The organism is Pedobacter xixiisoli (assembly GCF_900215335.1).
Classification (GTDB): Bacteria; Bacteroidota; Bacteroidia; order Sphingobacteriales; family Sphingobacteriaceae; genus Pedobacter; species Pedobacter xixiisoli.
The window spans coordinates 216,368-228,907 of record NZ_OCMT01000003.1; the positions used below are offsets into that span (position 1 = coordinate 216,368).

Consider the following 12,540-nt stretch of genomic DNA (forward strand, 5'->3'; position numbering starts at 1 on the left):
TTTGAACCTTAGAGAAATGATTTTTTATAATACAAACGGGCTGCCAAGCGATAAGCCAAAAGAGAATAAATTCTGGATAACCCAAGGCCCATCTGATTTTGTACTGAAGGAGAATGATTTGACTTTGGATATTGAAAGTCAAGCGATTTATTTAAGAAATCTTCTGGCAGAAAAAGTATTTGGCAGCCAGCAACGCTATTACGATCAGTTACCATTCGCTCCATTATGGATTTCTAAGGCAGGCATAGATTCTGACATCAAAATCTCAAAGGAGGAGTTTGAAAAACTCATCGCCAATGCTGATGCGCTCACCTGTAAATTTCTATATTATTATGATGTCTCATCGCTAATAGGCTCATTACAGAATAGCGTACAAGAGGTCAGACATTTAATGGGCGAGTTTTATAGGGAGCTGAATGAAAATTCTTTTATGTTAATGCCAGAACCTTTTGAGCAGGATACAGTCATGTTTGCATCAGGTCTTATGGTGACCCGGTTGTTTACCTCCGTTAATCATATATTCATAGCTTTGTATAGCCAGCTTGATTTTATCACAAAAATCTGTTACGAGATGGAACAGATGGATGATAATTATATTGCATATAAAAAGATTAAGTCAGCTAAAATTCTTTTCGGGGATGCGAGACGGACAAGCTTAAATGGAAAGCCTGATACATTGTTCGCCGATTCGGTGAATATTAAAATGATTCAGACACTGCGCAATGAAATTGTTCATAATGCTTCATTTGAAGATGTGCAAAAGGTTTTTCAGGTGTTTAAGTCCAGTATAATGGTAGAAAAATTTATCCTACTGCCGGATTTTGAAAACGGCATCATCAAAACACATAAGAACAGGAAAAGGTTTTTTGACCAGGAGATCAAGCTCAATGAAATACTGCCAGAGCTTATTTTTGATTTCTGGAAGCGCTTGCACCAAACCTTAAAAATTCTTGTGGAAGATTCTGGAGGCTAAAGCCCCTTGTCAATCTTCAGGCTAAATTACTATTTTCGAAATACCAATATAAACCTTAAAATCATAATGCTCCAGAAGGATATAAATACCATTACATTCAAAGACATCAATGAGCTTTTCTATCGAGGTAATCTCGTAGAGAGCGAAACTCTAGAACTTAAGCGCCAGTTATCGCAAGACAAAAATGGAAAGATTGAGAATAAAGAATTTGCCAAGGATGTTTCAGCCATGGCCAATGCCCAGGGCGGTCTTATCATCCTTGGTATCGATGAAAAAGCGCAGGAAATCTGCGGTATCGAAGTTAAAATGGGCAATCAGAAGATAGAGGATTGGATCGGCAATGTTCTCAATGACCTGGTAGATAAAACCATTAGCTACCAGTTGCACCAGATACCGGTAAATGAAGATGAATCGTTAAAGGTAGTCCTGCTACAGGTAGCAAAAGGAGTAGAGAAACCCTACTATGTGGTCGCAGATAAAAAAAGCCTGACCTATATCCGCAAAGGAAGCTCGGTATTTGCCGCCAAACCAGAGGACATTAGAGAAATGTATAAAGAGACCATGCTTGCAGAAGTGGAACATAAGCCTAAAGTAGTGGTCAAACAACAAGCAAAAGGCAAACATATCCAACAGATTGCCCAGAATTATGGCAGCATCATCACCACCGCCAAAGTTCAGCAGATTACAGAGGTAGTCTATGATAAGGATATGCATATCACAGATGAGCAGGCAAAGCAGATAAAGGATAAAGTCGAGGAGATAGTTAGCATACACGATAGTGCAGGTAAGTTCAAAACAAGTACAGAGAAAGGACGCTTTTTTGCCACAACCTGGAGCGGGATAAAGAATAGATTCAATGTTACGAAATACACCTTGCTACCAAAAGATAAGTTCGAGGAATGTATGCAGTGGCTACAGTCACAGATCGCTTCCCGGCATCGGCCCATCCTGCGAAAGCATAACAACCAGGCATGGAAAAACGTGATGTATTCAAGCATCTATGCAAAGTCCAGGAGCGATTGGAATATGGAAAAGGAAAATCTCTTTGATTTCGCCTTCAATAAGTTAAAGCTCAAAACCCCTATATCTTCGCTGAAAGACTTAAGTGATGCAAATCTTAAAAAGCTTTATAAAATGCTGTTTTCCACCTGATATATTCCCGTAGACTTATCTTAGATAGAATTGAAAACATTTTCATCCATAAAACAATTGTTGGGCATGCTCAGCCGGGAGCAGAAGCTCATTAGCGAGATATTCGAAAAGCGTAAACAGCTATCCTATAAATACGACCACGCCCTGGAGCTGGTAGAATATAATGAGGATAAGCTCTCAAGCCTTATTGAATTTGCCGTGCTACGTCAAAATGGACGTTTTTTGGAACTCGATGACCAGTTCCTTCAATTCTTTGAGCAGATACTGGAGGTAAATGAAGATATCAATGTATCGTATATCAATGAAAATTTACTGGCCATCCACCAGAATATCGTCTATTACCTCCAGGAAAACAGTGAAACCAGGCGATATAACTACCTCAGGCAGGTTAAGAATGCATTGCGTAAAATAGGTGTCATTGCAATCCGTAATGTAGTCGATTTAAAGAGGAATATAGACAATACGTTTAAAAACGAACCCAATTATAAGGTCAAGAAGGCCAAATTGGAACACCTGGATATAAAGCGAAATTATATCTCAAGCCTTATAAATCTTACAGATAAACTCATCTCGGGCGAAGAAGAACAGACGTTTTTTAAAGTGGCAACAGATGAAGAACTGCAGCGGATCATTCATATCTTAAAGAATCAGCTTAATACCTGCCGTCATAACCTTATCGATAATCAGAAGCAGATTATAGAATATCTGAACAGGCTCCGGGCACAGAATATGATGGTGGAGAAAATCCGCCAGCTCAAATACCTTAAAGACCAGTTTGAGCTGCGAACGAAGACCAATATCGAGCAGGTACTAAGATCTGAAAACCCCTTACTGTTCGAGCCCAATCCAGCCTATTCGCTAAAGCTTTCCTTAGACCAGTTGCAGGGCGATGATAATAGCCTTGAGCTGATCAGAAAAGTTCACGCTCGTCAAAGGTCTGGTAAGGGAATAAAACAATCTGTTGCAGATACGGACCTTAGCGAATACATGGATTCAGAGTCAGAGCAGGTTCCTCAGGTTAATCTCGAGGAGGTTAAGAATAGTTTTCTGGCCGGAAGTAATAACCTGTTTGATTTTTTGCAAACCTATAATTTTGGGATGGAGCTTAGCTTTGAGGAACGGTTAACGGTATACTGCCAGCTGGTCTCCCAGTACGATGCCCATTTCCGCCTTACGGACAGCTACCAGGTCAAACAGGAAACAGAATATTTAATGATATATCCCGCATAATATGAGCATAATACCAAAACAATCCGCCGAAGTATTCGAAATTCTGAGCAAGGGTCAGTTCATCTGCTCGAATAGTACCAAAGATTACATCCGAAAGCTTTACCTGGCGATAAGCGAAGACTTTGATGCCTATTATGAGTATTTCGCGGGAATAAACATGATTTTAGAAGAGGGCGATGAATTTTACCATTTTGTACGCTCGGAAGCAAGGGCAGAAGTGGAGCGTAAGCTTGAGATTGTCATGAAATGGATTGATGTCATAGATTTTCTGAAAACATTTGATATCAGCTTTGGTTCAGGCATGCGCTTTAGAGCAGCAGATATTCTAGCAAGGTTAAGTGTCGATGCGGATCTAAAAAGTAAGTTGGAAGGCCTTAAAAAATACACCTCAGGTAAGGATAAGCATTCTGATATTATGGAAAAAGTACTAGATATGCTGGAAAAGGACAACTTCATCGAGATTGAAAATGATATATCCCAGGAGTATAAGACGCTGGCCTCGTTCGCTTACCTGGAAAAATTAGTGCTAATTATTAATATCCCTGAAGAAATACAGAATGAGATACCTCAATAAGATTGTGTTTATCAATAGTGCCAATATCGCATACGCCGAGATTGGTATTGCCGGAAACGTGCACTTTATAGGAACGCAGGGCGTGGGTAAGAGTACCTGTCTCCGGGCTATCTTGTTTTTTTACAATGCAGATAAGCTAAGGCTTGGTATAGAAAAGGGAAAACGTTCCTTTGATGATTACTATCTGCCACATGGGAATTCGTTTATCGTTTATGAGGTGGTTACAGAGACGGGCGCATATTGCGTGTTGGCGTATAAATCCCAGGGCAGAGCAGCGTTCAGGTTTATCGACGGGGCTTATGATAGAAACAATTTCATCGGCCAGGACAATAAGGCAATGGTCTGGGACAAGGTCCGCAATACCTTCTCAGGCGTTGCTGCCTATAGCCGAAAAGTTGAACGATATGAAGAATACAGGGATATTCTGTATGGGAATAATAGGGGTCTACAGCCACAGTTTAAAAAATATGCGCTAATCGAGAGTAAATCCTACCAGAATCTCCCTCGAACGATACAGAACGTGTTTCTAAATTCTAAGCTGGAGGCCGAGTTCATTAAGCAGACAATTATTATGTCGCTCAATGAAGAGGACGTTAGCATTGATCTCGATCAGTATGCCTTGCATCTAAAAAATTTTGAACAGCAGCTCGCCGATATAGGAAAATGGACAGAAAAGAATAAATCCGGTGAGATTGTTGTACGCTTGCTGGCAGCAAACATATCATCGCTACATAAGACGGTGGGCTTTTTATCAAACGAAAAGCAGCAGCTCCTGCAAACACTCATAAGCTCGCACGCAGCCCTGGAACAGGCGCATCCGGGATTGGTCAAAAGGCTTGATCAGCAGAGAGAAAAAAAGGTATTGGCCGTTAAAAAAGTAGAGGAAGCCGATGATAAGTTCGGGGAAAAGAAAGGTAAAATAGTAAAAGAGATAAATTTGATGGATGCCAGGCTTTCAGATGCCAGACGCAAAAGTGAAGATTATCAGAGGATAAATATAACCGGCATAATCGAACGTGTGGCCAAAAGGTCTTCATGGGAAAATAAAAAAGCCAATATCCAGGCCGAACGCGACACGCTTTCATTTCTATACCAAGAGATTACAAATAAATACGCAGCATTGCTCCTTCAGCTGCGCAATCAGTTGGACCAGTTTATCAATGAAAAAAACAGTGAGGGAAACGACCGGAAATCAGCATCCTACCGGACGAAAGATGATGTTAGGAGACTATACGAGAAAATTGCCTCAGACATAGAACTTGAGCATGCCGATATCAAGGTAAATGCACAGATGTTGGTAAATGAAAAGAAGGATGCCATATACGGATTAGAACTAAAGAAAAAAGAAGCAGAGTTAAAGAGATGGTTCGAGCTTGAAATCTCCACTGAGAATCGGTTAATCGCAGATGCTGACCAGAAATTACTTGCCATAAAAACAGAGAAGACCAGCAGTAAATCACTGATCGAATCGCTACAGAAAAGCTGGAGCCTGGATGAGAAAAGTCTGGATGTTGATTTTTTATCACAAAGAAATAGATTTGATGAACAGATTGCCAAGGCTAACACAAAGATTGAAGAATATAAAACACTCATCGCATCCAGCCGTAATTCGCTCTACGAATGGCTGCATGAAAATAAGCCCGGATGGGAAGATAACATCGGTAAGGTCATAAACCAGCAGTCAGTATTGTTCAAGTCTGGGCTGTCACCAAAACATGTTTCAGTGGATGCAAATCTATTTTACGGGATTGAGCTTGATCTTTCTTCCTTAGAGTCGGATGTTAAATCCATTGCTGACTACGAGCAGGAAATAAAACAGCTAGGTGAGCAGATTATTGCGCACCAGACATCGATAGCTTCCCTGGCAGAACAGCAGGTCGCAGAGAATGAAAAGCTAAAAAGAAAATATCAGCCACAGATAAAAACACAAAAGGATTTGAACGCCCGAAGAGAATACGATGAGATAAAGCTCAATGAACGGAGGGAAAAATCGATACTTGATCGTGATGACTGGAGGAGAAAATCCGAAACAGAACAAAAGGCAGAGTTAGCGAATATCAAGGCGGAAATACTACAGGCTGGCGAAGAAAAATTGTTGGTCGATGAACATGTCCAGACAATAGAAAAAAATATAAAAAAGCAGCTTGATGATAAGCGGCGGGAAAGAGACCAAAAGCTCTCGGCCGAAGACAGAGAGCTTAGCCAGGTCTTAGAGGCTATAAAAGTTGCAGTTGATGCAGAAAAGATTAGAGTTGAAATCCGTAAAAAGCAGATTTCTGGCCAAGAAAAAGAGGATCTGGAAAAAGAGGGAGCAGATGTCAAGCGCATTACTGAAATTGAGGTAGAGCTGGTTGAAATAAATAAGGAACTTGACTATATCGATAGCAACAGGGATAGGGTAGCAGAATATAACAAGGATAAACGTGAGCTATTTGATCATGTGGATGATTTCAAGTCAACGAAAAAACTAGCCGAGGGCAAACTTTCCCTTGAGCAGGAGCGCCATGAGAATGCAAAGCTTAAGCTTCAGGAAGGTGTTAATGCGTTGAATTTGCTTATTTCGGCTATGGAGGTGGAATTACGTGAAATGACTGAAGACCTCGAGGACTTTGAAAACTTTAGTAAAACTGATGTATACCTCATGCTCAGCGCAGATACACCCATTCTAGGAAAGCAAACGGAGATAAGCTTGCGCTTGACCAGGCTTATTGCATCTATATACGAAAAAGTAAACGAGTCCAGCTTGCGGATGAATGAGCTGCGGGGAAACGTAAATAAATTTCTGAGCAATTTTTCTGCTGGAAATATTTTTGGCTTTGAGACCAGCCTTGCCGATGAGCTGGATTACCTTCGTTTTGCAGAAAACCTGAGCGAGTTTTTGGAAGAAAATAAAATTGACGAGTACGAGAAACGTACAAATGAGCTCTTTTCAGCCCTGATACTTCAGGTTGGAAAAGAGACCACGGAGCTGGTTTCTAAGGAACATATAATTAGTAAGGTGATTTCAGATATCAACCGCGATTTTATGGAACGTAATTTTGCAGGAGTAATCAGGGAAATAGAGCTTAGGATGTCGCAAAGCATGAGTAAACTGGTTGTCTTGCTCCAGGAAATCAGGATTTTCAATGATGAATATGCGGCCAGTTTGGGAGGTGCAAATCTTTTCAGTAATAGCGATTCTGCCCAGAACAATAAAAAGGCGGTAAGTTACCTTAAAAGCTTTGCAGCAGAGATTACCGCCTCGAAGCAGAGCAAGGTGACCCTTTCGGATACTTTTGAGCTACAGTTTAAGATTGTAGAAAATGATAATGATAGCGGCTGGGTAGAAAAATTGACCAATGTCGGCTCAGAGGGTACAGACGTGTTGGTGAAGGCGATGATCAATATTATGCTGCTAAACGTGTTTAAGGAAAATGCTTCTAGAAAATTCAAGGATTTCAGGCTTCATTGCATGATGGATGAGATAGGGAAACTGCATCCAAATAATGTAAGAGGCATCCTTAAATTTGCAAACGACCGTAATATCGTATTGATAAATAGCTCTCCAACTTCATACAATGCGGTTGATTATAAGCACACTTATCTGCTCAATAAAGATAGCAGGCATGCTACGGTTATAAAGAGGTTAATTACCAATAATGTAGACAATGGAAATTAGTGGCGCATTAGCAGATAAATTATTGAGATTAGCTAAGGGAGAACGCCTGCCGGCCAGTACGCTTCGTTCTGGAATAATTTCTGAACTTATAGCGGAAGGCATTATCCTGGAGCAGAGAAAAGGACGTGCTAAGAGCCTGCTCTATGTTGCAGACGCTGCGGCGCTAACCGCGTTCTTGCGCAACCATTACGCAATAGAGGATCTCAGTGCTTATGCCGCAGTTTTTAGAAAAGAAGAATTATCCAGAGCAGAGCTTACCCGGAGTGCATCGGATTCAAAGCTGAGGGCGGTTAGAACGTTCAAGGGTTTTTTGGTGAATAGCTATATGCCAATTGCAGCTTTGCTGGATGGAAAGAAAATCACAATCCACCCCCAGGCAGGAACGTTCCAGTTTATCCACAGCTATGAAAATTTCATTCCAGATGCTGGTGTAGTGATCGTTAATGTTGAGAATGCCGAAAACTTTAGCTGCATATCTCTACAAAAATCGCTGTTTGAAGGAATGTCTCCACTCTTTGTAAGCCGATATCCGCAAAATCAAAGTAAGGATTTGCTGAAATGGCTTCAGGGTATCCCCAACGATTATCTGCATTATGGGGATTTTGATTTTGCTGGCGTGAATATTTACCTAAATGAATATAAGCGGACGCTCGGTAGCCGGGCTAAGTTTTTTATACCAGATAATCTTGAATCACTTATTTTAAGTTATGGCAGCAGAAAACTCTATGACAGGCAAAAACCCAGTTTTGACATCAGCGAGATAGAGGAGGCTGGCATTATAGAGCTCATTAGGCTTATGCATATCTATAAAAAAGCCTTGGAGCAAGAAGCACTAATTGCACTGTTTTGATTAATTTAATTGAATCGAAAGGAAAGAGTGATTTTGAATACAATCAGTGGAATCGTTCACTGAGCATGTTACAAACAAAGCCATTAAAGCGCAGTGCAAATTTTGAGGAGCTATCGTTATATGATGTATGGCGGAAACCAATATCTATTATTACTACCGCTCTTGCGGCAAAGGCCTATCAAAAAGATCCAATATTGTTACTGCACTACTATACATCCTTGACGGGATGTCTTCATTAATTGAACTTCGGGATTACATAACGTAATGATTAAATGAGTTGGAAATCCTGTGAACGATGTTGAAAGTTTGCAGATAAATGGCCAGAAGTTCCAGTTAAGGAAGATAACTTTTACGCCTAGTTTACCAAAGCAAAAGAATATTTTTCTGTGATGAAAAATGGTGACTTGTCAGAAATTGCGCGGGTACTTAAAGCAGTTGTTGGCACTAAGGTGGTTAATGAAGCCATGCAATCAACAGGTGTTAATCGTCTATTTTCTGAAAATAATATACCCAAGAATTTCGACAGCGCTATGTTACAGTTTCCCACCGCCAATAACTTTTATGGCTTTTAAACTGACTTATATAACAGAAATGCAAGGTTATTATAGCAAAATAAAGACCACCACACAATTTTGACGAATAATACCATATCTAAAGGCTACTACATTTATGTTGTGGCTAATACAAATGTACTGAGGCCTTTCGATGTTTATTGACAAGTTTGTTAATACAGGTTAATTAGCAAGTCGGTTAAACGGGCGTAGAGGCGGAATATACGTGTCTCGGAGACTAGGTGTCGGAGGCCTTAATCAAAAGGAATATTCATCATTTCGCGGCAATCATTGAATAGAATGCTCTATTATTAAATTTTGATCAAGATGTTCAATGAGTTAAATAGTTTTTAGTCGTATAACTGTCTGTTTTGCAACTTTTTGTCTCGTGAAGGAGCATGAGTTCACGAATTACTCACTAGAAACATGGAAATTTTGGATTGTCTGAAAAACAAAAACCTTGTTTTCTTTTTTAAAAAAAAGGATTTTGTATATTTTGGTACCCTAAGTACCGATCCGGAGTAGGGCTGAAGCACTATCGCAATTTTTCCTCTAGTTCAGCCATATCACTGCCAACTTTAGCATCTAGCACCTTCGCATAATGTTGTGTAGTTTTCAGATCCCTATGTCCCAGCATCTTCGATACAGTCTCAATGGGTACATTATTGCTCAGTGTTACAGTTGTCGCAAAAGTGTGTCTAGCAATGTGAAATGTAAGTTTTTTCTTGATGCCACAGTGATCTGCAATCTCCTTTAAATAACTATTCATTTTCTGGTTGCTCAATACAGGAAGAACCATGCCTTTCAACCTGCAGCTTGGGTGATCCTCATACTTATCCATCAATTTTTTTGGTATAGCTAATAGCGGTACCTTGGATGCAATTTCATTCTTTTCCCGATTGGTAAAAATCCAAAGCTTGCCATCGTTGCCTATTTTGACTTCCGAGCGTGTCAGCTTCTTCACATCTGCATAGGATAGGCCCGTGTAACAACTGAACAGAAAGATATCCTTTACCCGATCCAGTCTTTCAATCCCGAATTCTTTATCCGCAATTCCAGACAATTCATCCTTTGACAGAAACTCTTTGTCCTTGGCCTTCGCTTTATTCTTGTAGAAAACGAAAGGATTGTATTCTATCCAGCGATGAGCAAGAGACAAATTGACAATCTTTCTGAAATGCTTCATGTACTTTGCTACAGATACATCACTGATTTCTTTTTCCGTCCTCAAATAGAATTCATAACCAGTAATGAACGCGTGATCAATCTTTCTAATGTCGACGTCACTGGTCTTGTAATCCTTTTCCAGATAAGCGGTCAAATGTATAACTGAAGATTTGTAGCCCTTTAGTGTGTTAGCCTTAAAACCTTTTCCAATAGATGCTTCCATTTTTTTGTTGTGGTCAGCAAATATCTGCATCAGAGATTTTGGCTTTTCCTCCTTTCCCAAATACATATTCATGATGGTATCAGCAGTAATTTGCATGTCCATCTTTTTAAGATTGGTGTGTACCTGTTCTACTTTCCTATTGATGGCATCTAAATAACTGTTCAGCGTTCTTGCAGATTCAGAAGTTCCCTTGACCCGGTTGGCGCTTGAAATCCAATCTTTCGGGTCACACATCCTTCCAACTGATGCCTCTTTTGTAATACTGTTATTAACTGTAATACGCATATAGACAAACTTTGGTCCGTTGATGTAGTTCTTTGGTTTCTTTAGGAAAAAATGAAGAGAATAATTTTGACTCATAATCTAGTCTTTAAGGTGAAACAAAACTAGCAATGCGGTCAAACGTAATCAAGATGTTCTATTATTGGACTTCTTGTTAACCAGCGAATTAGGTCGTTTTTAGTGAGTCTGTTTTTGTTGAAGTAGACTCACTGAATAACTCACTCATATTATGAGAATTCGTGGATATTTTGTACTGCACATAAAGTAAAAAAGGCTGTAAATCTTAAATTTACAGCCTTTTAAACGTTTTGATATTAAAATGTGTAGCCCGTAGGGGAATCGAACCCCTGTTTCCAGAATGAAAATCTGGCGTCCTCACCCCTAGACGAACGGGCCATTAAATCAAGAAGTGTCATTTCAACTTCTTATTTGGTAGCGGGGACACGACTCGAACGTGCGACCTTCGGGTTATGAGCCCGACGAGCTACCAACTGCTCCACCCCGCACTCTATACAATTCGTTTTTTCTTTCGTTAAATCCTTAACACTTGTTCCGAATTGGAATGCAAAGATAGGAACGTTTTTTGGTAATGCAAATATTTTTGAAAAAAAAGTTGAAATAAGTTTCGGAAACCTCCAAAAACAGGTGCAGGGTCATTTTTTATGATGAAATTTAGATATATCGGCTGCGTTTTATGATAACTTATTGTCGATGGAATGTGTTTTCAATAGAAAATGATAACTCAAAATTCGCCTCGAAATAAAAAGCAATCCGTATAACTGCCATAAGTAGCATTTTGCGTATTATTGCAGATTATTTAATACCCTTATCAAAATATCATGGCACACAAGGCAGGTTTCGTAAGCATCATCGGTAAACCAAACGTAGGTAAATCTACTTTGATGAACGCATTAGTGGGAGAGAAGCTATCTATCATTACTCCAAAAGCGCAAACTACCCGTCACCGTATATTGGGTATTGTAAACGAAGAAGACTTTCAGGTTGTTTTTTCTGATACTCCTGGTATTATTAAACCGCTTTATGGTTTGCAAGATTCGATGATGTCTGCGGTAAGTGGTGCACTAAGCGATGCTGATTTAATTTTATTCGTAACAGATATACATGAGAAGCATGATGAAAATGATGTTTTGAAAAAAATCACGAATACAACGATCCCTTTGGTGGTATTGCTCAATAAAATTGATAATGCTACACAAGAACAGGTTGATGAAAAGTTTGCTTACTGGCAAGAAAAATTGAACCCAAAGCATATCTATGCAATTTCGGCATTGCACAAGTATAATCTAGATGGTATTTTACCGATGATTTTGGAGAATATCCCAGAACATCCAGCGTATTATGATAAAGAAGAATTAACCGACCGCAGTCAACGTTTCTTCGTTTCAGAGATTATCCGTGAAAAGATTTTCTTTAACTATAAAAAGGAAATTCCGTACAGCACCGAGGTGATTGTTACTTCATTTAAAGAAGAGGAAACCAAAAGTGGGCCGATGATTCGCATTACCTCTGAAATTATAGTAGAAAGAGATTCTCAAAAAAATATTCTAATCGGAACAGGTGGTGCCATGCTTAAAAAAGTTGGCATGGAAGCTAGAAAAGACATCGAGAAGTTTTTAGACAGTAAAGTGTTTTTAGAAACTTTTGTGAAGGTTATTCCAGACTGGAGAAGTAAAAAGAATTACCTGAAAAATTTCGGCTACGACAACTAAATTAGCTGATTAGCAAATTTGATGGGAGGGTTACTGGTTTCTGTGGTTCTGCAGATGCTATTCGCTTTGTTCCTTATTCCTTGCGTTTTAATCAAAAAATAAGCGTACTTTTGCAAGTTCAAACCCTAAATAAGGGTTTTGATATATAGA

General features: G+C 39.5%; 9 protein-coding genes and 2 tRNA genes. 8 read left to right on the forward strand and 3 right to left on the reverse strand.

The features are described 5' to 3' along the window. Position 1 precedes the first annotated feature (1 nt). The 7 genes from CRO54_RS13140 to CRO54_RS13170 all read left to right on the forward strand — a co-directional run bounded on the left by CRO54_RS13140 (position 2) and on the right by CRO54_RS13170 (position 9,009). Entirely contained in the window at positions 2-973 is a 972-nt protein-coding gene (locus CRO54_RS13140) for a hypothetical protein (RefSeq protein ID WP_138765828.1), read from the forward strand. Positions 974-1,039: 66 nt separating this feature from the next. Further along, positions 1,040-2,125 (forward strand): RNA-binding domain-containing protein, encoded by a 1,086-nt coding sequence (locus tag CRO54_RS13145; protein ID WP_097132540.1) that lies wholly within the window; start codon positions 1,040-1,042, stop codon positions 2,123-2,125. A 30-nt stretch (positions 2,126-2,155) separates the two neighbouring features. Beyond that, a complete protein-coding gene (locus tag CRO54_RS13150; RefSeq protein WP_171047909.1) occupies positions 2,156-3,355 on the forward strand; it encodes a hypothetical protein in 1,200 nt (399 codons plus the stop codon). Position 3,356: 1 nt separating this feature from the next. Then, positions 3,357-3,929, forward strand: a complete 573-nt coding sequence (locus CRO54_RS13155) for a condensin complex protein MksE (RefSeq protein WP_097132542.1) — start codon at positions 3,357-3,359, stop codon at positions 3,927-3,929. Next, positions 3,913-7,587 (forward strand): ATP-binding protein, encoded by a 3,675-nt coding sequence (locus tag CRO54_RS13160; RefSeq protein ID WP_097132543.1) that lies wholly within the window; start codon positions 3,913-3,915, stop codon positions 7,585-7,587. The genes CRO54_RS13155 and CRO54_RS13160 overlap by 17 nt, the downstream gene beginning before the upstream one ends. Continuing rightward, on the forward strand, positions 7,577-8,437 hold the full coding sequence (locus CRO54_RS13165; protein ID WP_097132544.1) for a DUF7281 domain-containing protein: 861 nt from the start codon (positions 7,577-7,579) through the stop codon (positions 8,435-8,437). Before CRO54_RS13160 ends, CRO54_RS13165 begins: the two co-directional genes overlap by 11 nt. Before the next feature lie 389 nt (positions 8,438-8,826). Further along, positions 8,827-9,009 carry a hypothetical protein gene (locus CRO54_RS13170; protein WP_138765829.1) on the forward strand — a complete coding sequence of 61 codons (183 nt, stop codon included), beginning with the start codon at positions 8,827-8,829 and terminating at the stop codon, positions 9,007-9,009. A 514-nt stretch (positions 9,010-9,523) separates the two neighbouring features. Here CRO54_RS13170 and CRO54_RS13175 read toward each other — a convergent pair. The 3 genes from CRO54_RS13175 to CRO54_RS13185 all read right to left on the reverse strand — a co-directional run bounded on the left by CRO54_RS13175 (position 9,524) and on the right by CRO54_RS13185 (position 11,166). Continuing rightward, positions 9,524-10,738 carry a site-specific integrase gene (locus tag CRO54_RS13175; protein ID WP_097132546.1) on the reverse strand — a complete coding sequence of 405 codons (1,215 nt, stop codon included), beginning with the start codon at positions 10,736-10,738 and terminating at the stop codon, positions 9,524-9,526. Positions 10,739-10,984: 246 nt separating this feature from the next. Next, a tRNA-Glu gene (locus tag CRO54_RS13180) sits at positions 10,985-11,056 on the reverse strand. A gap of 34 nt (positions 11,057-11,090) precedes the next feature. Next, positions 11,091-11,166, reverse strand: a tRNA-Met gene (locus tag CRO54_RS13185). A 333-nt stretch (positions 11,167-11,499) separates the two neighbouring features. Here CRO54_RS13185 and era point away from each other — a divergent pair. After that, positions 11,500-12,390: a GTPase Era gene (gene era / locus CRO54_RS13190; RefSeq protein WP_097132547.1), complete on the forward strand. Its 891-nt coding sequence runs from the start codon at positions 11,500-11,502 to the stop codon at positions 12,388-12,390. Positions 12,391-12,540 lie beyond the last annotated feature (150 nt).